Source organism: Paenibacillus sp. FSL W7-1088 (assembly GCF_037969855.1).
Lineage (GTDB): Bacteria > Bacillota > Bacilli > Paenibacillales > Paenibacillaceae > Paenibacillus.
Genome location: NZ_CP150216.1, coordinates 4,863,999 through 4,888,768 on the forward strand (window position 1 = coordinate 4,863,999; position 24,770 = coordinate 4,888,768).

The following is a 24,770-nucleotide window of genomic DNA, read 5'->3' on the forward strand; positions in this document are numbered from 1 at the left end:
AATCAATTAGTGTGACTGTACAGCCTCTGACTGATTTTCATCTGTATTGTTTTCTGCTGCTGCTTGATAAGTGCTCTCCAGTTGAATGTGTTTGCCCTCAAGCGAGGAGCGCTGGAACGCATGCATAGCTTCAAGCACATGGTAGGCGAGCTTGCCACTGGCCTTGTGTTCGCGTCCGGCTCGAATGGATTCAACCATTTCGGTAACGCCGATTCCGCGCTCGTTCTGTCTGCTTTCAAAAGCAGGCGTCACCGTCTCCCATGTGTCCTGACCGAATCTGCGCAGCTTCACTTCCCCGTTAAAAAAGTTGGGGTCCGGTATGCTCATCGTGCCTTCGGTACCGTAGATTTCAATCCGTGGCAAATCCGAAGCACCCCGGATATCGAAGCTGGTGATCATTGTTGCAATGGCACCTTCCTCAAAATCAATCGTTCCTGCCAGATGTGTTGGCGTCTGTACTTCAAGAGGTGTACCTTCCTTCGGCCCGGAACCAATAACGCGATCTGTGATCTGTACACCTGCTGAAGAACTGATTCTGCGAATCGGTCCAAGGAGGGTGATCAGCGCGGTCAAATAGTAAGGCCCCATATCAAACATCGGTCCGCCACCAGCGACATAAAAGAACTCTGGATTCGGATGCCAAGCTTCCGGCCCTCCACCCATGAAGAATGAAGTTGCCGCAATCGGTTTACCGATCAGTCCTTCTTCAATAGCCTTGCGGGCAGTCTGAATGCCTGATCCAAGGAATGTATCCGGTGCCGAACCAACATACAATCCTTTTTCCTCAGCCAGTTCAATTACCTTGCGACCATCCTCAAGAGAAATTGCCAACGGTTTCTCGGCATACACATGTTTGCCTGCTTCAAGCACAGCCAGATCAGTCAGGGCATGACTGCCAGGAACCGTGAGGTTTAGCACAAGCTCAATCTCCTTATCTTGCAGCAACTCATCTACATTGTAAACGTTTGCGACATTGAATTCATCAGCTCGTTCTTGTGCCCGTTCACGGATCAAATCCGCAACAGCCACCACTTCAATGAGAGGATTATCTTTTAAATTCTCTAGATAAATGGCGCTAATGTTACCGCAACCAATAATGCCCGCTTTCATTTTCTCCACAGTGATGTTCATCTCCTTATGAATGGTGAGAACCTGTAACTTGCATATTTGTAATTGAAGGTTTTGCGCTTGAGTGTTGCACTTGAATTTAATACTATGGTATTCCGTTTCGGCATCAATTAAAATGAATAATATGATCGAAACATGAACTATCTGGTCATAATTTTCAAATTGCAAGGAGTATGCCAATGCCGACTGATTATTCCTGCCAGGTTCTTACAGCAGGCTTCTCGTTTCATCGCAAACCTTATATAGGCTTGCATCCTGAGGGAGTAAAGAATTACCTGATGAGGCTCCAGACGGACGGACGTTGCCGAGCCCGTATAGACGGCGAGATGTCGCTTGTTGATGCGGGTGATCTGCTTCTGTTTAGTCCAGATGAGCCATATGAACTGAGAATAGACAAAGAGCAAAATCCGATGGGCGAACGACTTGTGGAGAGTGGTGATTACCATATTTTCTTCAATGGGGACTGGGTGGATGAGTGGTGGAAACATCACAAGAGGCCGAACCGGATCAAGGTGCAGCTGACCGAAAGCCTGCTTACCCTGTTTCGTCAGCTCGTACTGGAGCAGCGCCGTATTTCCAATCCTTACCCAGAAATCGCCAGTTATTATATGCGAATTCTTTGTCTTGAAGTGGATCGTATGCTCGCGGAGCATCCGACGATTACTAATACCAACTATGTGGCATATGAGATTAAAAGTTACATCGAGGAAAACGCTTCTTCTCTATTCAAGCTTGAAGATATAGCTACCCATATTGGAATCAGTGTTTCAAGGGGAGTTCATCTCTTCAAAGAAGCGTTTGGTAAAAGTATTATGCAATATACACTGGATGTACGACTGAACATGGCCAGGGAACGGATCATTTTTAGTCCAATGACACTCGAACATGTAGCCGAATCTTCCGGCTTTAACAATTATACGTATTTCCACAGGGTATTCCGCTCCCGGTTCGGCATGTCGCCCAAAGAATTCCGCGTCATTCACCGGGAACAGATGTAATCGCTTCATTAATACGTATACGTATTATCCGTAACCGAAACTTATTTGCGCGCGGCAATCGCCTCGGATACAACCATAGCCAGATCTTCATTGCCAAACATGGATAACACGCCCAATACAGTGTCGTCCGGAATGTCACCGGCTTCCTCCTTGGATACAACTAGCTTCAGCACCTGCTGCAAACGCTCGTTGCTCAGTTGTTCCGGGTAGGCTTGCTGGTACATCTCTTCCGGATCAAGTCCATGATTGACACACCACTGGGCAAATACCAGAATCATCATTTCCTCTTCCTGTTTATACGTCTCAATTACAGCTTCCTCAATCTGTTTGTTGCGTTCTTTTTCATATTCATCCATGGTATTATACTTCCTCCAATATCGTTTAATGAATCATTGGTGCGGAAGGCTTCAATCACACTCCCGCACGACCTTCTTCAAGATTAACCGCGGATAAGCTGTTCAGCCAGGTCATGACTGTCCATGACATGACTTGCACTGATGGCACAGTCATCCGGGGTTTCAAGATTTGCCAAAAATTGATCAATCGCTCCCGTGAATCCTCTTCGGGTCAAAATACTTTCCCAGCTGCCAAAGGTTTCCTTGCGTTCTTGAGCACCGCGTTCCTCATACTTCGCTATTTCCATGTTCAGCACTTCTACCGATCTTCCCCCGCCATACAACTCAAGCTTCTCCAGATCCGCTCCTGCTTGGCGTACCATATCGAATCTCCCATATGCCGTTCTGCCCAGCTTGGCTGATCCAGCCGCATGCAACAGTCGGTCCAGGTCATTTTTACGTATCCATTGATGGAGCAGATGCACATTGTGATCCGAATACCATAACATTAGGTCAAGGATATGAATCAGATCATCATAGATGGTTTCCGCAGCGGGACGATCCTGAATTCCTGTCCGATGTTTAGTAACTGTCAGCGATTCAAAACCCTGTCCAGCCTGCATCCATTCCTTCGCATTTTGATACAACGGTGCAAATCTCCGGTTAAAACCTACCGCCAAAAGAAGACCCTGTGCTTCAGCAAATGCGGTCATTTCTTCCGACTCCCGCAACGTATAGGACAGCGGCTTGTCCACGTATACCGCCAGCCCCCGCTCCAAACATTGCATGACAATGTCAAAATGAGCTTCTGTCGCTGTATGTACAAACACTGCATCCAGATCCCAGGACAACAATTCTTTCATATCCGTTGTTCCATTGTTTAATCTATAAGTATGCTGTATTTCCTTGACCGGCTCGGGAGAACGGTTCATAATCCCCGTAATTTCCACGTTCGCGTGGGCAGTCAACAGCGGCAAATATACTTTGCGCGCAATATCCCCGAGTCCGATGATCGCAGCACGGGTTCGCTTGGTTGTTTCCATTATGATCATTCCACCTTCAGATGAGTTCTATATTTCTACGTCCTATAGTGTAACCCTTCAGACACCAACATGCCAGTGATTGCAGCTAGAACCAGCACGAATTGTCCATCCTTTGGTTGAACGTGGTAAACTTTAGAGAGATAGCAATACGGATTGGGAAACGATAAGCCCTTCCTGGTCTGAAAGGAGCGTTTGGGATTTTGCGAAAATGGTTATGGCTCCTCCTATATGTTTTACTTGCCGGAGTCACGTTTATTTACAGATATGAACTGCTGGCCTGGACCGATCTGCATCAGTCCATACCACTTTTACTCGCCATGGCAACGTTGTTTGCTCTTGTACCCGTAATTCCGTACAAAATCGTCATTATTGCCTTTGGCTATAGTTACGGTACCGCAACAGCAGCCTGGATATGCTGGCTTGGCACTACGCTTGCTGCACTGCTTGTATACACTGGAGCAAGAACGATATTCAGAAATCAGGCCAGATCCTATCTCGAACGCATTCGGGTTTTGAATCGATTCACAACATGGATGGAAGCTCATCCCTTCATGGGTATCATGTCTATGCGACTGCTGCCCATCGTTCCCCAAATGGCGGTTAATATCTATGCAGGCATCACCTACACCCCATTCTGGGTGTTCATGGTTGCGACAGCGATTGGCAAATTGCCTGCTATTTTTGTTTTTGCCTATGCGGGTTCACAAGCAGAATCATCAATCTGGGTGAGCCTGTTAATCCTTTCCGGTTATCTCGTGTTCATGACGATAATATTGTTCTTGTTTCGCTTGCGCTCTCGTAAAAAGTCTAATTCGGAATAGTCAGAAACATTTCAGACTCATCCTCTTTACGATCCTGCTTGGTTGGCTTGCCAATTCGGGATATAATAGAAGAGTAAGCCAAAATATCATTCTTCATCAGAAATGGAGTGACTATAGCATGGAACAACATACTAGCGAAAAAGCAACTTTTGCAGGCGGGTGCTTCTGGTGTATGGTATCCCCCTTCGAGGAACTACCCGGTATTCATAAGATTGTATCGGGATATACAGGAGGGCATACGGAGAACCCCACATATGAGGAGGTCTGCTCGGAAACGACAGGTCACGTAGAGGCCGTTCAAATTACCTTCGACCCTGCCATCTTCCCATATGAGAAACTTGTTGAATTGTTCTGGCAACAGATCGACCCAACGGATACGGGTGGACAATTCCATGACCGTGGATCATCCTATCAGACAGCCATCTTCTATCATAGTGAAGAACAACGCCAGATCGCAGAAGCTTCCAAAGCAGCTTTGGCACAAAGCGGACGTTTTGACAAACCAATCTTCACACCGATTTTGCCAGCGAAAACGTTCTATGAAGCAGAGGAGCATCACCAAGGTTACCATCACAAAAACCCTGCTCACTATAAACGGTACCGTAAAGGTTCTGGACGTGAAGACTTTATCGAACGTAACTGGTCCGGCAAAGTGGATAAAGACGGCCTGAAAGAGCGTCTGACGCCGCTGCAATATGAAGTTACCCAGAACAACGCAACTGAACCTGCGTTTCATAACGAATTCTGGGATCACCATGGTGACGGAATTTACGTGGACATCGTATCCGGTGAGCCACTGTTCAGTTCCACCGACAAATACGATTCCGGCTGCGGCTGGCCAAGCTTCACCCGTCCACTGCGGGACTACAATGTGAAGGAAAAAACGGATCTCAGCCACTTCATGATTCGTACTGAAGTGAGAAGTCGTGAAGGAGATTCCCATCTGGGTCACCTGTTCAACGACGGCCCTGCCGAAGCTGGTGGAATGCGTTATTGCATCAATTCCGCTGCCCTTCGTTTTGTACCCAAAGAAGACCTTGAAAAAGAAGGATATGCCGAATACGCTGTACTGTTTAAATAAGATAAGATAACATTCACATAGAATTACCTTAAAGAGCAGCGGAAATTTTCCGTTGCTCTTTTGGTTGTATATTTTGCCCATTCTCCGCTGGGATGTAAAGAGTTCTTGACATACGAATGATCAGTCATATAAAATCCAGGTGTAAAGAGTTCTTGACACAATTGAGTTCATCGTGCCATGTAAAGTGAGGTTTGTGGATGCAAAATCGGATAAAAGTACTGCGTGAGCTGAAAGACATTTCACAAGGCAAACTTGCCGAACAGTGTGATGTCAGCAGACAGACGATTAATGCTATTGAAAACAACAAGTATGACCCCAGTTTACCACTGGCTTTTGCTATCTCAGAAGCACTGGAGGTCACGATTGAACAGTTATTTATGTATGAGAGGAGAAAATCCTGATGAGGTCAAGAAACTGGATAATAGGAATTACAGGTTTATCGGCACTTCTTGTGCTTGGAATGGTGATATATCGGACAGCTTTTGGGAAATCCGTTGGACTCGGCGAAATGGTAACACTTGGGGCAATCATGATGCTTTTCATGTCAACCGTGACATGGGGAACAAAGGCAGATCAAGATCATGTTCGTGAAGACGAGGAATTGGGTAGAAAAATTACGGAACAGAGCTCGAAGCTGGGGTATTTTCTACTGACATTCTTTATTCTTATCGCTGTTGCTATAGACCATTGGATGCATGAAGAACCCAGTCTTCTGCTTCTCTCCTTACTAGGGCTCTCCATGGTGATCCTACCCTTTCTTGAATGGATTCAGATGCGAAAGTACAGATTATCGGAGTAATTCCGAGATCCTCTTTTGACTTTTGCATTCCTACTCTATCACATCATACTCACAATCCAGCCGATCCAGTAAGCAAATGGAATCAATAACAACTGAGCCAGCAATGTGCCAAATAAACGGGATACAAGCATACAGCCATAAATCTGATTCATTCGATTCAGCCGAATTTCACCACGCAGAGATTTGTCGCTAAGCAGCGAAATACGAGGATCAATCAGGATGGTTAACAAAATGGTCGCTACTCCATTAATGAGTCCGGTGGATTGCGAAGCAGCTACAGCCTGCCCTGGATAAAGATACGCAGCGTACAGACTGGACAGGACTCCAGTCGTATAGATTGCTGTCACCGCTATGTTCAACGTCATAAGACGTCTCGGCATTCCGTTGTGTACCAACAGTTTTGCCATTTTCCATGATGGTGGAGTAATATAATACATCGCGTTTTTGATCTTGCTGCGTTTTAGCAGACCTCGAACCATCGAAGGAATTGATCCTGCCTCCTCAAAATGAACGACCATTCGGGAAGCGAGCTTGACCATCGTTGGAAAACTTATAATCGCCAAGGCTGTTCCAACCGTAGCCGCGCCCATCAGCCAGTGCAGTTGCGCTGCAAAGTGTGGGTTCCCTCCATTCGTCGCCGTATCCACGAGATTGCCTACCATCGGTCCTTGGGCCATATTGGAGGTACGCGACACCAGCAGCAAAATTCCGGACAGGGACAAGGCCAGCGCGATTCTGCGAGTACGCAATCCCCCAAGACGCAGCGCATAGGACAGACTGTCAGCCGCATGTATAAGCATGGTAAATAACATAGGAATGGCCAGGCTCAAACTAAACATATGTAAAACTCCTTATCTATTTCCTAATGTGCTTCTATCTGTACTTTCAAGCTTGGAAGTATTATACTCCTCATCCACATAAAAGTATAGAAAAGCACTGAAAAGTTGAACGGTATAATGCACCAAAACTACACCATCCGCTTAAGGGTTCTCCACAAATAATCGTTTATTCATCCGGGTAAAGGGTAATATACAAATAACTTATATTGTACAGGAGGGAATCAATATGCCGTGGAACAAACAGGATTATCCCGTTTCCATGAAAAATCTGGAGCCTCGTGTCAGAGATAAGGCCATTGAAATCGCCAATGCACTGCTGGATGACGGTTACGAGGAAGGACGCTCCATTGCAATCGCTACTGCCAAAGCGGAAGAATGGGATGAGAATCATCCCACATCGAAAAGTTCGAAGCAGACTACCAAATCTTCATCAGACAGCAAATCGGACCATGGAAAATCTTCCTCTCCACGCCGTCATTCCGAACCTGTCTCTTCTTCCAAAAGCCATGATAATATTCATGTCGTTCCTACCGATTCAGGCTGGGCCATCAAGGAAGAAGGTCAATCCAAATCTCTGGCTACGTTCCGAACCAAAGCAGAGGCTGTAGATGCTGCCAAAGAAAAGAGTGAAAAACAGAACATTCGAGCTATTATCCATAATGAAGATGGACAAATTGCCTCTTCTATCAAGCCTTGAGTAATCTGTTCTAAAACTTGAGTAAATCTGTTCTAAAATAGGATATATCGTAAATGTACACGTCAATTTTTTACTTAAGGCAAGCAAAAAAGCCCTTTCGCCGCTAATGGAATAATTCCCATCAAGCATGCAAAAGGGCTTTGTGTTTGGTATGAGGCAAGCCCACCTTACTCGAACAACATTCATTACGAATAGGGGGATCTTTACGTTTAATGCGAAACCCCTCTAGCCACCGGAGCTCGTTGTGAGGCACCGCTGACTACTTTGGCTGCAGTCGATACAGGCAGCTTCACAGCTGAGGTCGTAACTGTCCGGCGAGCCGGGAAACTGACCATGTACGTAATGACTTTACTAGCAATCCATACAGCCAGAATGGTATATAAAGTTTCTTTTACCGGTAGAAAGAAAAGCGACAATCCGAGTACAAACGCATCGCTGACAAAGAAAACCGTTCCCAGCTTCCAGCCCTTCCAACGGCTAATGAGCACCGCCAGAATGTCATCTCCACCTGTCGCGCCTCCGAATCGAAGCACCATACCAGCTCCCACGCCCGTGATAACACCGGACAGGACTGCCGGAATCCACAGATTACCGTGAAATTGAATGACCAGGGTGGAGTACCGCTCAAACCCGTCATAGAACAATGAGAATGCGGCCACACCCAGCAGCGCCTGAATCATGAACTTCCAGCCCTTGATGAACCAGGCCAGAATCATGACTGGAATATCCAGCAGCAGCATGCCGATCGCAGGTGATAAGCCTGTCGCGTACTTTCCAAGCAGGGCCAGACCGACAAATCCGCCCTCCGATAAATGATTCTGAAAATTAATGTGATAGTAGGCAAATGCCAAAATAAATGTTCCGAGCAGCATAATGGCGAACTTTCCCGCCTCTGTCTTAACTTGTTGTAAGGTTAACGATGTTCTCTTCATTCAGGTTCCCTCGCAGTTTGTAAAGGTTGGTTTGCACCGACCGTACCCTGCAAAAGGCAAGCCTGGAAGAAATCATCGTATTTGTCCTTCGAATAGTATTCATTCCAATCCCCTCTTTCGCAGAGTCAGCCGTTTTTTTTCTTTACGGTGATGTACTCTACAAGGGGCGCTAAGTGTAAGAGAGATCGTAACGTTTCCAGATCGTCCTTGGGGAGATTATCCTTCGGGAACTCATGGTATCCTGATCCTTTCTGTCTGTTGGTGGTTAGCTGTGCCAATTAAACTGATGAATATTACACCTTGCATAAGACCATATAAACTTTACACTTAACCACTTCGATTGCAGTACCCTCTTTCGATCGCTGTTATCCCCGGATTTTTTGATTCCCTTTTCCAAAGGAGAAAATTCGTTGAATAGCTTATGCTTTCGAAGCAGCTTTCTTTCAGAAAGCTTTTAGGCGAGCGCTTCGCTTCTCCAGACGGGTTCTGCACTCTACGTTCTCGTGTAAAAATTTAGTTCACCTTATATAGACATGTGTAATGTTCAATTCAGTTTAAAAATCTAAGCTAACTTGCTTGTTCTTCTATTATATAACACCGATGTGATTGGGTCGAAACAGCAGATCCTTCAAATATGCGCAAAAAGCACACTCTGGCCTGCTTGAGCCGTCAAACAGCCACACCAGGACAAGCTTCTCTACCTAATAGTGCTACCTGCTCATTCATTCTATGACTGAAGCTTCCAAATATAACTGTCCAGTCACCCAACTGTGACAATTTGGGTCCATTTTTTATTTTTCCGCGGATTTTAAAGGAATCATTCCCCTCTTGCACATACACTATAGCAGATGTAATCGGCTTTCTTGGTTCAGCTAAACGTTTCCAGACTTACTCTGCTGTTTATGGTATAATATAACAATTGATTCCCACTACGGTTTAAGCGAGGCGGATTGATGAAAACGTTAAAGCCAAGAGTCTTTATTGGCTGCTCGCTGGAAGCGAAGCCGATTGCAGCCGCAGTACACGAAAACTTGCGTTTCTCGGCCGAAGTTACCCCTTGGTACTCCGGAGTTTTTAATCCAAGCAGTTATACCATGGACGATCTGGAAACAGAAGTGCGTACGACTGACTTTGCCATTTTTATTTTTCATCCGGATGATATATCTAAAATTCGCGGGAAGTACTATGCCTCTGTCCGTGATAATACAATGCTGGAAATGGGTTTGTTTATGGGTCGACTAGGACGAAAGCGTATTTTTTTCATTCTCCCTGAAGATATTACGGACATCAAGGATGCCACAAAAGTTGAAGGGCTGCGGATGCCCACCGATCTACTAGGTTTAAATCCGCTGGTTTACGAAATTCGTTCAGATGGGAAATGGGCGCCAGCCGTCTCGGTGGCCTGTTCCAAAATCGCCGACAGCATCGAAGAACAGGGACGATGGAGCGATCCCGAAGTGGAACAAATCATTGAGAAGCACAAAAGGTCTGAGGGCGAAGCCCGGTTGCAGTTGCTCAAACTGCTGCGATTCTTCAGGGAGTTACTGCGTACCCGCAAAGCAGATGCAGTTATGCTGGAGCGAATGAGCGATGCACTTCGAAGTGCATTTGTCTCCCTTCCTCCATTTGCCGTGCGCGGGACTGCCATATACCGTACAGATGACAGTGGTCATATTGAACAATTATGTGGTAATGTTGGGGAACCGGGGAGAAAATATAACTTGTCCGCCAACGACGACAAACAGCCTGATGATCCGAAGCGAATTCTGGTTATTGATTCTTACCTGGAGAACAAAATCAAGATCAATCTCTACGACGACTACCTTGAGAAAGAGTATCTGCTATGCTATCCTGTAGCCAAGAGGTATGTAATCACAGTCCATATTATTGGACATATTGAAGCGGATGAGGCGATATTTCAGCAGATGGATTTGGAGAATCGTCATCTGTTCAACGCCATCAACGATTTGTTAGGAGGCGAACCGGAATGAAACCGGAAACGAAAAAAATAAGCAAGCGCTGGGGCAGCGACAAAAAAGTACGCCTCAGTTCTGCGCCCGAATCATCACGACCGGTTCCGGAACCCAAGGAAGAAGATCGTTTCCACAAACCGGCCGTACCGCTGACTACGATTGGCCCTTCGCTGAAGGGTAAGGAAAGACCTTACAAAGTGATTCTGGAAAAAGAGGCTCTTTATGAGAAACCTCAGTATCTGGCTTAACCGCTTCATGCTCATATACAACTCTGCCGTCTGGTTCGGCAGATCATCTAGCCCCGCCGCCCAAGGCAGGGGCTTTTTTGTTGCAACACTTTCGCAATCCTTCATAACCTTCCCTTTATCAACGGACCAAAAGCTCTCTACCTCTTCATCTCACCCTTTGATGCATTAAGTCGATTTCTTTATGCCCTTAGGTTTCCTGCAAAACCCAAAAATTATACCTTATTTTGGAGAAGGCTTGTCCCTATTTCACCTCCTCAAATCTCAGCATAAATCGCATATGGACTGCTTCCAATATTTCTCGGTTGTATTGTGTATCATCATTGCATATATTGATTATAATATAAGAACATACGTTCTGTAAATAAGAACATGTCCGAATTCAAGGTTAAGGAAGTGAAAGTATGTCATCATCCCCTTCCGCCCCATCCCCTGCGGATGAAGACCACCGATTGATTAAAAGTATGGTTGTACGCACCCTGCTGCTGGATGTGCTTGAACGGGATATTCGCACACTGGATACGTTGCAGCTGAAAATGCCAGAGGTCTACATTCTGTCTCTAACCCGCATTCAGAATGATGTACTTAAGGAAATGCTGACGCTTCGCAAACAGATGAGAACTCGTGGTGTCAAGGTTCTGGAGGAGAAACGGCAAGTCGATGGAATCGAGACCCAGTATCTGTGCAGAGGATATTTGCAGCGGTTCTATATGCTGTGGACGTTTGCGCGGAATGAAGTCAAAAAAGAGCTTAGCCGGCATCTGGATATGGATTTGACCCAGCCGTTATAGCTGATTCATCTGCTTAATGTACCCGTTTTCGTTTGAATTCACATTTCTTAGTCCACTTAGTTCGCTTACTTCTCAGACTCCCCACCCTTCTGCCTAATCGAAACAGGTTGACCCCGGGAGGCTGCGTTCATTAAGATGGAATAGACTTGTCTGTACATTCCGTTCAGACTTGTAATGAAAATGGATTCCTATAAGCAAACAAGCCTGCCTGCCATTAATGGCGGACAGACTTGTTCATTGGAATTGCTTTTAAACGTCTTATCAATCAAGGAGTTGTACTTCATGGACTTGAATTCGCATTTAATTAAAAATCAACCACCCGCACATACAGGCATTGCCGCAGATGTTACCGAACTGATCGGCCAGACACCTGCCGTTAGACTGAACAGACTTACGGGCAGCGACTCCGCTGACGTATACGTCAAGCTGGAATATTTCAATCCCAGCGGAAGCGTCAAAGACCGTGCCGCCTACAACCTGATCCTTCAGGCGGAACGGGCAGGACTGCTGCTTCCCGGCGCAACCATTATCGAACCGACCAGCGGAAATACCGGCATCGGTCTGGCGATGAATGCTGCTGCCAAGGGATATAAAGCCATTCTGATCATGCCGGACAACATGTCCAAGGAACGCATCAATATCCTGAAAGCCTACGGTGCAGATGTCATACTTACCCCTGCCGCGGAACGAATGCCTGGTGCGATTCGCAAGGCCAGAGAGCTTCAAGCGGACATTCCAGGAAGCTTCATTCCCCAACAATTCGAGAATCAGGCGAACCCGGACATCCACCGGATCACCACGGCACCCGAAATTATGCAGCAGATGGATGGCAGGCTGGACGCCTTCATCGCTACGGCGGGAACCGGCGGAACCATTACTGGCACCGGGGAAGAACTGCGCAAGCAGTTGCCCGGTATCCGCATCTATGCGGTGGAGCCCAAAGGTTCTCCGGTGTTGTCCGGTGGCGAGCCCGGACCCCACAAGCTCGTCGGTACAAGTCCGGGGTTCATTCCGGACATTCTGAATACCGACGTGTGGGATGCCATTATCCAGGTGTCCGATGAGGATGCACTGGATACGATGCGGCAGCTTGCTGCCCGGGAAGGGCTGCTGCTCGGCCCTTCCTCTGGCGCTTCGGTGTGGGCCTCCCTGCGCATCGCGCGGGAACTGGGGCCGGGTCACCGGGTGCTCTGCATTGCACCTGATACCGGGGAACGGTATTTGAGCATGGGTATTTTTTAACACAGCTACAATCGTTGCACACCAAAAAGGGACTTTCCCCTAAGTCATGAGCATGACAGAGAACACCCCCTTGTTAGCGCTCATCGGTTCTAATGAACCTGACACACGTTATTCGCTCTCATTTATGCAGGTTTGACGTGTAACGAATCACAGCGACGTTATTTCTCCAAATTCGGTCGATTTACAGGCTCAAAAGCCATTTTTGGGGGAGATAACGTTAATGGGGTTCGTTAAAGTTTTCATTACTTGAGTATTACCTTAATAAGATGCCGCAGGTTCGTTAGAATTTTGGAGCCATTTGAAGCGAGGGGAAATCCCTATCCATACATTACCTTGACTCATAGAGGAACGTAGGGAAGGAACAAAATGATTCGGAGAAACACAGCGTTCGCCTATAGATCGAATCCTTCCCTTGAAAAAAGGCACGAGAAGAAAATTTGAGGATAACGAGAAAATAAGCTCTTGCTCACATACGGATGGTGAGTCCGCAGAGAACAAGAACTTATTTTCGGTAAGAAGCCTTATCATCACAATAAAGCATGAACATTTAACGTAAGCTGATTAGTGTGTCAGGGTTGTCCATTCTACACCTTCGGGAAGCAGAGCCGCAATGCGGTCTTTGGCTTCCTTTTTCGTATACAGCGATTCATCGAGAATGACCGCAGAACCGGAGTCCGTGCTCGTCCGAATCAGACGTCCAAGACCTTGCTTTACACGCAGCAGCATGTATGGAAGATCGATCTCTTCATAAGGTGCCGCTGACGCTGTGCGTTTTGCATTGAATACAGGGTCCTGTGGTGGATACGGGAGCGACCAGATCATGACATTGGATAATGACGGTCCTGGAACATCCAGTCCTTCCCACAGATTGACGGAACACAGCACACTTTCCTCATCCTGCTGGAACGCCGCGATCAGGTCACTAATCTCCCGATCTCCCTCGTACATAAAGCGTAACCCTTGAGCCTCAGGCATATGAACGATATCCTGCTTGAATGCACGCAGCTCTTCCATCGTACGGAACAGAATCAGGGCACGACCCCCACTCTCCTGAAGCAGCGTCACGGCGTCACGCAACCGATTTTCATTTTCAGGGTGACCAGGTACGGTTTCATCGGTAATCTTCATCTGCATTTTGTCCGCGTAGTCATATGGAGAAGCCACGGAGAACGATACAAAATCATCAATCCCCAGACTGTCTGCCACATAACGGAATGAACTGTCCACAGATAACGTTGCGGATGAGAAGACAATTGGAATGCCTGTATTGAACACACGCTCGTTCAGAATTTCCTTCACGGTACGCGGCATGATCGATAAGGTTGTCTCGTCTTCGCTCTCTTCAGCCCAGCAGATATACCCATCTTCCTTACGGAACAACGCAAGGGCAGACTGAATCATGTCCAGATGTTCTTCCACGACACGCATCTGATAGCCATCCAGCGAGAACAATCCGCTCTCAAATACCAATTCTTCGCCGATCGCATCCAATACGCTGTTCAGACGTTCGATCTCACGCAGCAGCGGCGGTTCTACCCGCACTTCTTTTCGTTCCGATCCCGGAATGGCTACCGTATACGTATCCAGCAGCGCAAACAATCGTTCACTGCTCTCAATCGCTTCATCCACACGCTCCGCGAGGGATTCACGAATCTCGCCTTCAAGCAGACGAGTCACCAGTTCCTCGAAGATGCGGTGTTTCAGTTTGTAGCTCAGTGCATTCAAGGCCGCTTCTTCCAGCAAATGTCCTTCGTCAAATACAACCGAGCTATGATCTGGCAGCAGTGGCAATTGTCCCTCGCGTTTGCGCGCTTCATAGGTCCACACATGCTCCATGTAGTAATCATGGGAACAGATGATAATGTCCTTGGAACGACGGTAATGGTCACGTGATAGCGTCAGACCACAGCGTTGACGTTTGGGACAAACAAAGCAGTCTTGAAAAGGGTCCCAGTTAATTTTGTTCCACTGGCGATCATTCAGATGTGGATACTGTTTGCGGTCACCATACGGATGGAAGGCCTGAAGCGTACCCGGCGTATTCACAAAATCCGGAAGGCTCTCATGCACTTCTTCAATAACAGGCGCATCCTCATCGGCGAATCTCATCGCACTTAATTTGTTCAGACAGACGTATTGGTCAGGTGACTTGCCCAGACGTGCGTCCACTTCCAAGTCCAGATGTGCAGCCAGCTTCGCAATATCTCCGCCCGGTTTCACCAACTGTTCAATCAAAGACTCATCGGCACAGGCAATCACCGCCGGTTTACCCGTATAACGTGCATAACAGACCGCGTAGAGCAGATAAACTAACGTCTTGCCTGTTCCCACTCCAGCCTCAGCCATAATGGTCTTTTTATCTCCATAGGCCCGTTCGAGCTGGTACGCCATAAAAATCTGTTCATCCCGTACCTCGAAGCCGGACTCTGGCAAAATATCGTAAAAAACATCGGCAACCCATTCCCCTAGACGGGATACAAAGGGCTCTGCCGGATCATATGCAAAAGGATAACGTTGTGTAGACAATCCTAGGTCAGCCTCCATTCTTAGACAAGCGGTCCAAATTTCATTTTCCGTTCAAAAAAGGCCGCTGGGCAAAAGTTAATTATCCCACGCCATGAGGCGGGTGACAAGCTTTTTTTAATGAAAACGATGTATAGAACCGACTTGCAGGGAAAATATATATTCGAATCCATCAAAAGGAAAGGCGGTGCTCCATGAATCATCAGTCTTCACAACCTGAGCATTCCTCAGACAAGGCACCTGAGACATTAACGGATCGGCAAGGCCATCCCATCACGGACAATCAGAATGTTCGAACCGTCGGCAGCCGGGGACCGACTACACTGGAGAATTATCACTTTCTCGAAAAGATCACCCATTTTGACCGCGAACGTATTCCGGAACGGGTAGTCCATGCCCGCGGCGCTGGCGCTCATGGCGTATTTCAGGCGTATGGAACGGCCGGGGATGAACCGGTATCGAAGTATACACGCGCACGTCTGTTTCAGGAAAAAGGCAAAGAAACGCCCGTATTTGTTCGCTTCTCTACGGTTATTCACGGTGGACATTCACCAGAGACGCTTCGGGACCCGCGCGGATTTGCTGTGAAATTCTATACCGAGGACGGCAACTGGGATCTGGTGGGCAACAATCTGAAAATCTTTTTCATTCGTGACCCGCTCAAATTCCCGGACATGGTACATGCCTTCAAGCCAGACCCGTTGACCAATGCACAGGATATGGAGCGGTTTTTCGATTTTGTCTCCCTCAGTCCCGAAGCTACCCATATGATTACGTTTCTCTTCTCCCCTTGGGGAATTCCGGCCAACTATCGGCAAATGCAGGGGTCGGGCGTCAATACATACAAATGGGTGAATCAGGAAGGCACTGGTGTACTCATTAAATATCACTGGGAACCGCTCAATCAAGGCATACGCAACCTGCTGCAAAAAGACGCGAGTGAGATTCAAGGGCAAAATTTCAATCATGCCACACTGGATCTCTATCATGCGATTGAACAGGGCGACTATCCCGAATGGGAGTTGTGCGTTCAGGTGATGGAGGATGGCGAGCATCCCGAACTGGATTTTGATCCGCTGGACCCGACCAAGCTATGGCCGCAAGATCAGTTTCCGTTTCTGCCTGTAGGTAAAATGACGTTAAATCGCAATCCCGAGGATTATTTTAATGAAGTGGAACAAGCCGCATTCGGGACGGGTGTACTGGTGGACGGGCTTGATTTCTCGGATGACAAGCTGCTGCAAGGACGTACCTTCTCCTACTCGGATACCCAGCGTCACCGAGTGGGGGCCAACTATCTGCAACTGCCCGTCAATGCACCGAAAAAGCGGGTAGCCACCAATCAGAGCGGCGGGCAGATGCAATATCAGGTGGATCGTGCACCGGGTCAGAATCCGCATGTGAACTACGAGCCATCCTCCCTTGGTGGATTAAAAGAAGCTACACCACGCGGCCCGGAACATGAACCGTTGGTGGAGGGCAGGCTAGTGCGTGAGAAGATCGAACGTACGAATGATTTCGGACAAGCCGGGGATACCTACCGTTCGTTTGAAGATTGGGAGCGAGACGAGCTGATCAGCAATCTGGTAGATGCTTTAGCCACATGCAAACCGGATATCCGCGAGCGCATGATCTCTCATTTTACGCAAGCGGATGCTGATTATGGGCGCCGGGTAGCGGAAGGATTATCCTCCGTCTCAACGGATGACAGTGCTACGGTTCAGCCCAAGCATGAGCCCACAGTGGAACAGGCCGCCAAGCGAAGTCATGAAGCAGATCCATATTAAGCACTGGATGGTTTAGTTAAGGCGTATTTTAAAGTAAGGGACATGTTATATAGGAAACATATGGGCTCGTTCATTAACCCTCGGTAGCAAAGACTGCTTGCGCAGCTTGCTATCGGGGGTATTTGGCGTTTCAACCTGAGCAGCCTGTGAGCTGATCACGCGAGGCTCTTCTATTTTAAATATTTTTAAAGTTGATTTCAGATGATTAGAGGTATGGATCATGCCGTTTGCCGGGAAAAGGGGCTCTTCCTACGTTCATTTCAGATGATCCCCTGTTAAATGAGGGACATGAACTGAGCGCAGGATTATGCGCTGCTCACATGAACTTCCATTTTCGACCAGTTATACGAGGCTTGTCAGCAGGTTGAGTCCATCTGATCAAATGATTATTGATGATAACGTTTACAGCATTTACCATGAACCTGTGTCCTCTAGGACTTCATTTCCCAATTACTAAGGAGGTTGGCCTAATGAAATTATTCCCTATTACTTCTGTTCATGCATCATCCCAACGTTCGCTGAAATCGAAAATGACTCACATCTGCCTAAGTGCCGCGTTCCCTCTATTATTACTCGGCGGTGGATCGGCTGGTGCGGCGGAATTGATCGATAGCGGACTGCAAAATTCCTCTGATTCCGTGGCTGCCTCCAGCACTGCACTCGCCGCAGGTGATCTATATGTCGCTCCTGGCGGCTCGGCCAGCAATCCCGGAAGCCTTGCGAGTCCTACGTCACTGGCTAACGCGCTGACCCAGATCGCACCGGGCAAAACGATATATCTGCGCGGCGGCACCTACAGCTTCTCGGAAACGGTTACGATTGAGCGAGGCAACAGTGGTACATCAGGACAGCGCAAAAATCTGGTGGCGTACGGATCGGAAAAGCCTGTCTTTGATTTCTCGGCACAAGCCTTCGCCTCCACCAATCGCGGGCTGCAAATGTTCGGAGACTACTGGCTCGTCAAAGGACTTGAAGTGAAGGGTGCGGGCGACAACGGTATCTTTATCGGGGGCAGCTACAATCGCCTGGAACAGATCGAAGCTCATCACAACCGGGATACTGGCATCCAGCTCGGCCGTTATGCTTCGACTGCGGTAAACAGCGAATGGCCTGCCTATAACGAGATTATTCGCTCCTATTCCCATGATAACTATGACCCGGATGACGGCGAGGATGCCGACGGTTTTGCTGCCAAATTGACGGTAGGTCCTGGCAACCTGTTCGATGGTTGTATCGCTGCCTATAATGTAGACGATGGCTGGGATCTCTATAGCAAAACAGATACTGGCGCCATCGGCGTCGTGACGATCCGCAACAGCATCTCCCATCACAACGGGCAGACTTCGGATGGTACATCCACCTCCAACAGTGACGGTAACGGCTTCAAACTGGGCGGCGAAAAAATCGCAGTGAATCATATTGTCGAGAACAGCATTGCTTTTCAAAATAAAAAGCACGGCTTCACCTATAACAGCAATCCCGGTTCCATTCAGATAAAAAACAATACGTCCTGGCAAAATGGTCAAAGCAACTTTGCCTTTGATGTAGGCACACATATCTTCACCAACAACCTGTCCTTCGAAGGCGGCGCCAGCGACAAAACCAGCGGAACCGACGTCAGCAGCACCAACGTCTGGTGGAAGAACAAAAAGAGTGTCAACGACAAAGGCCTGCTCGCCAGCGCAGCCGACTTTGTGTCCCTCGTGCCTTCGGTGACACGCAGTGCGGATGGGACGCCTGTGCTGGGCAATTTCCTCAAGCTTGCGGGTGGTAGTGATCTGATTGGGTCTGGAACGCCAGCGGGTACGAATATTGGGGCAAGGTAGGTTATAGTTAGACAGATGTAGGTAAATAAGTGCAGGATTAGGCACAAAATCCCCTTTCCATGCCAGCCTGATTGCTGGTGATGGATAAGGGGATTTGTGGTTTTTTGAATGACCGGGCAATCAACAGTTAATGCTGGTTGCTTATGTTTTCGAATATTTTAGGGCTGGTTTTGAAAGGTTACATCTGCCCTGCTCGCGTATAGGTTGGGTTAATCGTTTGCGCTCATGCTCTGCACAAAACCTCGATCATCAGCCTACCGCCTGTGCGGAAACCTTGCTCAAACGCTGCTTCCACGTACATGGACGTCGATTGCCCGATTAAGTCTACCAATTCTTCCAATGCATCGTATTCGTTCTCCGTATGCTGTGTCTTATAGTTCTGCATCAGGTCCGATATTCGGCGATTGATCTCCTGATACTCGGCATGCTCAGGATGAATCGACTCGTCCAACCGCAGGTTTCCGTGAAACAAATCCTCGATCAGGTTTGACATGTTATCTTTCATGGTAAGGTCACCTCATGAAGATTGTATATCAAGGGAAGAGCTGAGATGGGAATTTAGCGGGAAATCCACTAGTGTTTTTTATTGATCCAAAGTTAAACCTTACCTCAAACACCAATTTTACGCTTATCTTGCTGTGGTGAACGTGTTTATGACACTGCGAACGGGATACTGAATATTCCAAAAGCTATTATTGATTAAGCTGGCTGATTATAATCAGACTAGAAGATAATCTATTGAATCGGACGGTTGTAAGGAAACCTTATCCTTGTAAACTAAAAATTCATACTTGGCGAAGAAAATGATAATGGACTCGTATCCCACGCTCATCAAGACGTTTGCAAAGCAAAAAGACGTAACTGGACTAGTCGTTCACAGGAAACAGTCCAGTCAGGTCTTATTTCGCTCAAACTTTCACTCTCTTTTTATCTTTGCATCATTTCATGGCTTAGTCTTCTCACAGGTCCAATCTGCTTTTCAAACATTAAATCCCAAATATCTAGACATTCTTGTGCTATACATTTTATCTCTGTTCTCGTATCTTCAATAGTTTCATCATATAGTCCAATAACTAATTTAGAGATATCATCATGGATACCCCATAGACCTTCATATCCTCTAGTATCATTCTGAATTAAATGACGACTCATTGATAATATTATATCTTTGAATTCAACTACCGATTTTGCCTCTTCTTCGAGATAATTTACAAATGCATGCAACGTTCTACGACTCAAATCTGAACTCATTAGTTCAATTAGAAAATCCTTATCTCTCTCCAAATCGATTAAATTATCATAAAATAATCTTGAGATCGGCATTTCTAAATCTAAAGTGCTTGTTTTAAATTTAAGAATAATATTTTTAGCTAATGCATTGTACTCTTCTTTATCAAAATACAACATAACCATATAAATAATTTCCTCAGCTTGTAATTTACTCATATTATCTACGTTTGCCATTTCATCAACAAAATCATTTTTAATGATAAACATTTCAGATAAACAATGCGCCCCTGATCTAATTAGTTGATCGTCTTCAGAATTGTAACATTGCTTGATAATATTGATTATTCTTTGACGATATCGTGGATATAACAAATAAAACATATTTCTTGTATCATGGAATCCAGCTAATCGATAATCTTGTTCATAAAGATAAAGGATTTTTTCAGATGCCCAATCCCTATCAATGTTGTATGAGGGCCATAGAGCGAATAGGCTTGCATACCTCACTGCTGGGTTTTCATCAGATACTAACTTTCCAATGGTATCTTTAAACTCACTGAAAAGATCACTTTTTTTCCATAGTAAGTTAGCTATGGCTTGAGCTGCTTCACCTCTCACACAATTTATTGCATTGCTTTGTAACATATCAAAGCTACGCATTTCTTTATCTTCATTATTGGTCACATTTGGCTTTCCAATTTCCGGATTTTTGTGTTTAATTGCAATATCCTTAAGTGAATCCAGTATCTCCTGTGACCATCTTACATCATCACTTTTCTCAATCATTGTACATACAGAATTTGCTCTATATGAAGTGAAGTCAAATGAAAATTTCAAAATCATCGATTCTAGTAGTTCTAATGGAATATTATTAAATGTTTTACTCTGAGCTACTCCATTGAATAGAGCATCAATGTAAATTTCCGGTATTGTATCACTACATGAGAGTAATAACTTTATCATTCTTTCTGGTTCTTCAGAAACGGTAGTCCTTAAGTTACTTGAAAAGGATTCTATTGAACTTTCTAGAAAACCTCCAGGAACCTCATTCCAACGCGAACCACCTTTTGTTCTTAGTTTTTGATTAGTCAATATAGCAATCCATCTTTTATCACTAAGCTTCTTCCCAGCAATAGGCGAACTTACAGAGCCACTGTGTCCGTTAGAATACATATATAAAGTAGTTTCATTTTTAAATCTTCGCCGTAACACATGAATCAGATCTTTGGCTTTTTCGCTAAGCTGATTCAATGGCAATGCTTCAAGGATTTCTTTTTGTAAGTCCCCCCAAAAACTCCAGTAAACTATCGATCCATTATTCTCTCGGTTATATTCAATTCTACGTTGATATAGTCTTCTAGCTAACGGGGATACATAACTAATAACCGTCTTTTCTAGTAACTCAAAAATAGGTGAACTACAGTGTTCAGAATGTCTTGCCAGAACTTCTTTAGCTAGTAACAGCCGATCTCCGTTACCACTAGTGTTATCGAATATGTTATTGTCAAAATCATCACATAAAAATTCAATAATAGAATCGCTATATGAATACGGTAATTTGAGCATTCCATCTAAAATAATTTCGTTGTATAGGTCGTTTCCTTTACCCATATATCCTTTATAACGTTCCCAAAATGTTTCTGGATTTGATAAAATTATTGCCGTATTTGCTTTTTTTATGATCTGAATACAAGCTCGTTCAAGACCATTTATGTGTGAATACCTTGCAGACCAATCATTAAAAGATGAAATTTCGTTCTCTATAGTTGGAACATAAGGTAGTAGTAAATTAATAACTTCGCTACCTTCCTGAATTAGAAATTCCGAATCTTCCAGTAAAAATTCTTCTTCGTATCTATACAAAGTTTGAGCATGACGCTTCAGTTTATTTTCTAAAAGAAATGCAAACACCCGTATTGTTCTCATCTCGCATTTTTTTAGCATTGCCTTAAAGTCAAGATAGTTTTCTGCCATGTTCGGATATCGGCGATAAAATTTCATTCTCAATTCGAACATCTCGTCAATATCCATATTAATATCATGTAAGAAACATCGCATGAAATTAGTATCATCTTCTTGTGATTGAAATGCATGTTTCTCTATAAATAGTGCATCTTCTACTTCATATTCAGGTGATTTACTAATAAAAAGATTAATTACCGTCTGTTTCTTCTCTGTATCTTCAAACCATCGATCAAGAATACCTTTGTTTCTAAGTAAATTAATATATTGAGGTTTGAAATTTACTACATTATTAATTATATGAGAAGCAAACATCTCATTTTCACAGTTATCAATTATATAATTTTGTACATTATGATCTAAATGTTCCAGTTGATTTAATATTTCAAAAAAAACAAACTTGACACTGTATCGGATATTCTCAGACGCAAGAATCTTTTGTCCAGCAACAAGAAAATCTGCACTGTCAAACTCCACTAAATTTTGTAACATCATCTGAACTTGATATCTTCTTCCAGGTGTTTGCTTCTCCTTGTCGCCAATAACATTTAATATGTTTTCGTTCTCATAATATTGTTTCAGCATCATCTCAGCTAAAAAGCAATCTAATATTGATTGATGAGCAAAAGAAATTTTATTTCCTTGTAACATCAGGAAACCGTTTGAAGATAAAAACTCCAAACTTGACCTGTTGACACTTAATAAATTTATAGGAATAGATATTCTACCTAATTTATCAAAATGCTTAATCAGTTGCTCCTTAGTTTCATTAAGAGATCCCTCATTAAGTCCAAATTCAAAACATCTTTTTTCTAATTGTCTCCACCATTCTAAGACCAGATGATTTGCCGTTGAACATTCATTATATTCACTAGTATTATCCAAGTGTTTCCAAATATAAAGATTACTTGGAACTCGTAATACTTCTTTCAATTTTCTTGTCAAGTTCTCATAACGATTACCGACAATAACTTTGACCGAATCATCGGGCAATTCGTTGATTTGAATCTTATTCCAATGCAAAGCTGTTTTTTTGTTATTATCGGTTTTGAAAAGAGATTTAATATTATTATCATTTTCCAAGTCATATGTTCTACATACAAAAACTACTGAAATCTTATTTTCTCTTTCTAAATTTACTCTTTCAACTTGATCTATAATTTGAGTACACACCAATAGAGCATCCCTTGAGTGTGCTTGAGTCCAACGTAGTGCATCTAACTGATCTAAAATAATCACAGCACTCTCAGTCTTGGAAACACTATGGATACAATGAACTATAGAAGATGGCAACCCTAAATCTTCACCCCATTTCTGAGCACTTACACTTGGAGTACGCTTATCTAATTTTAAAGCTATAAACGTTATAGCATTTTCTTGACAATAGTTAATAATGTCTTCTGTACAACCGCTTTTTCCTCTCCCAGCTTTTCCATGTATTATTAATGATTCGCCTGAACTTATTGCTTTTCTGCTCTCATAAAACTCCTTTCTTTCTATAAGTTTATTATTTAATGGAAGAAATAAAGAGGTATATTCACGATTTAGCTCTTCAAATCGTGGGATAATTCGTTTGTCTAATGCAAGATTTTTTAAAATCATTTTTCTTCCATTAATTAACTGATAAATTACGGATGGAGTAATTGGTTTCCCTAAGATATCTCCGTCTATAACCCAAGTAGCCAACGTTTCATATATCTCATTTTCGTCACCCAGAAAAAGGTAATTAATTCTGGATAATATCGTTCTTTTTAAATCACTATCTGAAGTCTGACGATACGATATTCTCTTCAGAAGTGAAATGCACTTTATTAAATCATGATCCACTTGAGGGATCAATTCCATTGATTTGCAAAAATAATCAAAGAAGCTTCTCAGTTCTTTACTGGCAGTAAGTATTTGAAATTGATAAAAGTCCTGAGGGGACGTGCTTGTATTATTTGCTCTATTAATTAGATCTTCTAATAGGGTAAATGCTAACGGAGATACTAATGAAACTGTGTTAGACTCATTTCTTTCTAATTGGAACTTCCAATTTGTGAAGATTCCTTTTGCATTAGCTGTGCCATAATCCCAATATTCTTTACTCGCATTTCGTCCTTTACATTGCTGTGCTTCCCTAGTGCCATTCTTTAGTCCGACCCAGATATCAACTCCTTGCTCGTCATCTCCGAGAGCTTCTAATGTAATATAATCTAGTCTTTCATCTAATACTTCAAGAATCTGATTTACTGTCCATCGAATTTCAAATTTATTTCCACTTTTATCCGATCTTCCTCCTAATTCATACGGCATACTTAACACCTCCGTTCTGAGACATTATCTTATTGAAAAAAAAGCTTAATAACTGGATTCGCTCAAAAAAGTTCCATTAAATGTAAAAAGAGACACCTTTGACTCTTTACGTAAAATAGAAGTACCGCCAACCACTCTACGCAGAGGTGCAAAAGATATGTCTCATAATTATACATTACTAACTTGTTTAACTTACAAATATTTTAAGTGAGTATTAGCAGGT

The 24,770-nt window shown here is 44.5% G+C and carries 20 protein-coding genes; 12 read left to right on the forward strand and 8 right to left on the reverse strand.

Features of this window, described 5'->3' with window-relative positions; genetic code table 11:
* Positions 1–6: 6 nt before the first annotated feature.
* Positions 7–1,119: a Gfo/Idh/MocA family oxidoreductase gene (locus MKY42_RS21955; RefSeq protein WP_339844629.1), complete on the reverse strand. Its 1,113-nt coding sequence runs from the start codon at positions 1,117–1,119 to the stop codon at positions 7–9.
* Positions 1,120–1,307: 188 nt separating this feature from the next.
* Between MKY42_RS21955 and MKY42_RS21960 the strand changes: the two genes are divergently transcribed.
* Entirely contained in the window at positions 1,308–2,126 is an 819-nt protein-coding gene (locus MKY42_RS21960) for an AraC family transcriptional regulator (protein WP_339844632.1), read from the forward strand.
* Between the two features lie 41 nt (positions 2,127–2,167).
* Here MKY42_RS21960 and MKY42_RS21965 read toward each other — a convergent pair whose 3' ends face one another.
* Positions 2,168–2,482: a hypothetical protein gene (locus MKY42_RS21965; protein ID WP_090900900.1), complete on the reverse strand. Its 315-nt coding sequence runs from the start codon at positions 2,480–2,482 to the stop codon at positions 2,168–2,170.
* 83 nt (positions 2,483–2,565) lie between these two features.
* A complete protein-coding gene (locus MKY42_RS21970) occupies positions 2,566–3,504 on the reverse strand; it encodes a Gfo/Idh/MocA family oxidoreductase (RefSeq protein WP_339844637.1) in 939 nt (312 codons plus the stop codon).
* Positions 3,505–3,704: 200 nt separating this feature from the next.
* Here MKY42_RS21970 and MKY42_RS21975 point away from each other — a divergent pair, with 200 nt between their 5' ends.
* The 4 genes from MKY42_RS21975 (at position 3,705) to MKY42_RS21990 (ending at position 6,205) form a co-directional block, all read left to right on the forward strand.
* Complete coding sequence (locus MKY42_RS21975; RefSeq protein ID WP_339844640.1) at positions 3,705–4,325, forward strand: VTT domain-containing protein; 621 nt, start codon at positions 3,705–3,707, stop codon at positions 4,323–4,325.
* Between the two features lie 118 nt (positions 4,326–4,443).
* Complete coding sequence (msrA, locus tag MKY42_RS21980; RefSeq protein ID WP_090900909.1) at positions 4,444–5,406, forward strand: peptide-methionine (S)-S-oxide reductase MsrA; 963 nt, start codon at positions 4,444–4,446, stop codon at positions 5,404–5,406.
* Positions 5,407–5,603: 197 nt separating this feature from the next.
* Positions 5,604–5,807 carry a helix-turn-helix transcriptional regulator gene (locus tag MKY42_RS21985; protein ID WP_090900912.1) on the forward strand — a complete coding sequence of 68 codons (204 nt, stop codon included), beginning with the start codon at positions 5,604–5,606 and terminating at the stop codon, positions 5,805–5,807.
* On the forward strand, positions 5,807–6,205 hold the full coding sequence (locus MKY42_RS21990) for a hypothetical protein (RefSeq protein ID WP_090900915.1): 399 nt from the start codon (positions 5,807–5,809) through the stop codon (positions 6,203–6,205). Before MKY42_RS21985 ends, MKY42_RS21990 begins: the two co-directional genes overlap by 1 nt.
* Positions 6,206–6,243: 38 nt before the next feature.
* Here the strand turns inward: MKY42_RS21990 and MKY42_RS21995 are convergent, their stop codons facing one another.
* Positions 6,244–7,044, reverse strand: a complete 801-nt coding sequence (locus MKY42_RS21995) for a lipid II flippase Amj family protein (protein WP_179263976.1) — start codon at positions 7,042–7,044, stop codon at positions 6,244–6,246.
* Between the two features lie 226 nt (positions 7,045–7,270).
* Between MKY42_RS21995 and MKY42_RS22000 the strand changes: the two genes are divergently transcribed.
* The gene (locus tag MKY42_RS22000; protein ID WP_090900920.1) at positions 7,271–7,741 is read left to right on the forward strand and encodes a DUF2188 domain-containing protein; all 471 of its coding nucleotides are present in this window, start codon (positions 7,271–7,273) and stop codon (positions 7,739–7,741) included.
* A gap of 209 nt (positions 7,742–7,950) precedes the next feature.
* Here the strand turns inward: MKY42_RS22000 and MKY42_RS22005 are convergent, their stop codons facing one another.
* Positions 7,951–8,673 carry a YitT family protein gene (locus MKY42_RS22005; RefSeq protein WP_339844652.1) on the reverse strand — a complete coding sequence of 241 codons (723 nt, stop codon included), beginning with the start codon at positions 8,671–8,673 and terminating at the stop codon, positions 7,951–7,953.
* 953 nt (positions 8,674–9,626) lie between these two features.
* On the opposite strand from MKY42_RS22005, the gene MKY42_RS22010 reads away from it, so the two are divergent.
* The 4 genes from MKY42_RS22010 (at position 9,627) to cysK (ending at position 12,924) form a co-directional block, all read left to right on the forward strand.
* Positions 9,627–10,664 (forward strand): nucleotide-binding protein, encoded by a 1,038-nt coding sequence (locus MKY42_RS22010; RefSeq protein ID WP_339844655.1) that lies wholly within the window; start codon positions 9,627–9,629, stop codon positions 10,662–10,664.
* Positions 10,661–10,894 carry a hypothetical protein gene (locus tag MKY42_RS22015; protein ID WP_063565650.1) on the forward strand — a complete coding sequence of 78 codons (234 nt, stop codon included), beginning with the start codon at positions 10,661–10,663 and terminating at the stop codon, positions 10,892–10,894. The genes MKY42_RS22010 and MKY42_RS22015 overlap by 4 nt, the downstream gene beginning before the upstream one ends.
* A gap of 401 nt (positions 10,895–11,295) precedes the next feature.
* Positions 11,296–11,682: a hypothetical protein gene (locus MKY42_RS22020; protein WP_064636668.1), complete on the forward strand. Its 387-nt coding sequence runs from the start codon at positions 11,296–11,298 to the stop codon at positions 11,680–11,682.
* Between the two features lie 282 nt (positions 11,683–11,964).
* Positions 11,965–12,924 carry a cysteine synthase A gene (cysK, locus tag MKY42_RS22025; protein WP_218152276.1) on the forward strand — a complete coding sequence of 320 codons (960 nt, stop codon included), beginning with the start codon at positions 11,965–11,967 and terminating at the stop codon, positions 12,922–12,924.
* A 561-nt stretch (positions 12,925–13,485) separates the two neighbouring features.
* On the opposite strand, the gene MKY42_RS22030 is transcribed toward cysK, so the two are convergent.
* Positions 13,486–15,450 (reverse strand): ATP-dependent DNA helicase, encoded by a 1,965-nt coding sequence (locus MKY42_RS22030; RefSeq protein WP_339844662.1) that lies wholly within the window; start codon positions 15,448–15,450, stop codon positions 13,486–13,488.
* A 191-nt stretch (positions 15,451–15,641) separates the two neighbouring features.
* Between MKY42_RS22030 and MKY42_RS22035 the strand changes: the two genes are divergently transcribed.
* Positions 15,642–17,234: a catalase gene (locus MKY42_RS22035; RefSeq protein ID WP_339844665.1), complete on the forward strand. Its 1,593-nt coding sequence runs from the start codon at positions 15,642–15,644 to the stop codon at positions 17,232–17,234.
* Between the two features lie 470 nt (positions 17,235–17,704).
* Complete coding sequence (locus MKY42_RS22040; protein ID WP_339844668.1) at positions 17,705–19,060, forward strand: right-handed parallel beta-helix repeat-containing protein; 1,356 nt, start codon at positions 17,705–17,707, stop codon at positions 19,058–19,060.
* A gap of 223 nt (positions 19,061–19,283) precedes the next feature.
* Here the strand turns inward: MKY42_RS22040 and MKY42_RS22045 are convergent, their stop codons facing one another.
* Positions 19,284–19,565 carry a DUF6809 family protein gene (locus MKY42_RS22045; RefSeq protein WP_082935008.1) on the reverse strand — a complete coding sequence of 94 codons (282 nt, stop codon included), beginning with the start codon at positions 19,563–19,565 and terminating at the stop codon, positions 19,284–19,286.
* Positions 19,566–19,987: 422 nt separating this feature from the next.
* Positions 19,988–24,547, reverse strand: a complete 4,560-nt coding sequence (locus MKY42_RS22050) for a hypothetical protein (RefSeq protein WP_109998583.1) — start codon at positions 24,545–24,547, stop codon at positions 19,988–19,990.
* Positions 24,548–24,770 lie beyond the last annotated feature (223 nt).

Coding starts and splice junctions, on each gene's coding strand:
- MKY42_RS22040 (WP_339844668.1), top strand. CDS start 17,705: ATGAAATTATTCCCTATTACTTCTGTTCATGCATCATCCCAACGTTCG.
- MKY42_RS21990 (WP_090900915.1), top strand. CDS start 5,807: ATGAGGTCAAGAAACTGGATAATAGGAATTACAGGTTTATCGGCACTT.
- MKY42_RS22045 (WP_082935008.1), bottom strand. CDS start 19,565: ATGAAAGATAACATGTCAAACCTGATCGAGGATTTGTTTCACGGAAAC.
- MKY42_RS21985 (WP_090900912.1), top strand. CDS start 5,604: ATGCAAAATCGGATAAAAGTACTGCGTGAGCTGAAAGACATTTCACAA.
- MKY42_RS22000 (WP_090900920.1), top strand. CDS start 7,271: ATGCCGTGGAACAAACAGGATTATCCCGTTTCCATGAAAAATCTGGAG.
- MKY42_RS21965 (WP_090900900.1), bottom strand. CDS start 2,482: ATGGATGAATATGAAAAAGAACGCAACAAACAGATTGAGGAAGCTGTA.
- MKY42_RS22050 (WP_109998583.1), bottom strand. CDS start 24,547: ATGCCGTATGAATTAGGAGGAAGATCGGATAAAAGTGGAAATAAATTT.
- MKY42_RS21970 (WP_339844637.1), bottom strand. CDS start 3,504: ATGGAAACAACCAAGCGAACCCGTGCTGCGATCATCGGACTCGGGGAT.
- msrA (WP_090900909.1), top strand. CDS start 4,444: ATGGAACAACATACTAGCGAAAAAGCAACTTTTGCAGGCGGGTGCTTC.
- cysK (WP_218152276.1), top strand. CDS start 11,965: ATGGACTTGAATTCGCATTTAATTAAAAATCAACCACCCGCACATACA.
- MKY42_RS22035 (WP_339844665.1), top strand. CDS start 15,642: ATGAATCATCAGTCTTCACAACCTGAGCATTCCTCAGACAAGGCACCT.
- MKY42_RS21960 (WP_339844632.1), top strand. CDS start 1,308: ATGCCGACTGATTATTCCTGCCAGGTTCTTACAGCAGGCTTCTCGTTT.
- MKY42_RS22015 (WP_063565650.1), top strand. CDS start 10,661: ATGAAACCGGAAACGAAAAAAATAAGCAAGCGCTGGGGCAGCGACAAA.
- MKY42_RS21995 (WP_179263976.1), bottom strand. CDS start 7,044: ATGTTTAGTTTGAGCCTGGCCATTCCTATGTTATTTACCATGCTTATA.
- MKY42_RS22010 (WP_339844655.1), top strand. CDS start 9,627: ATGAAAACGTTAAAGCCAAGAGTCTTTATTGGCTGCTCGCTGGAAGCG.
- MKY42_RS22005 (WP_339844652.1), bottom strand. CDS start 8,673: ATGAAGAGAACATCGTTAACCTTACAACAAGTTAAGACAGAGGCGGGA.
- MKY42_RS22020 (WP_064636668.1), top strand. CDS start 11,296: ATGTCATCATCCCCTTCCGCCCCATCCCCTGCGGATGAAGACCACCGA.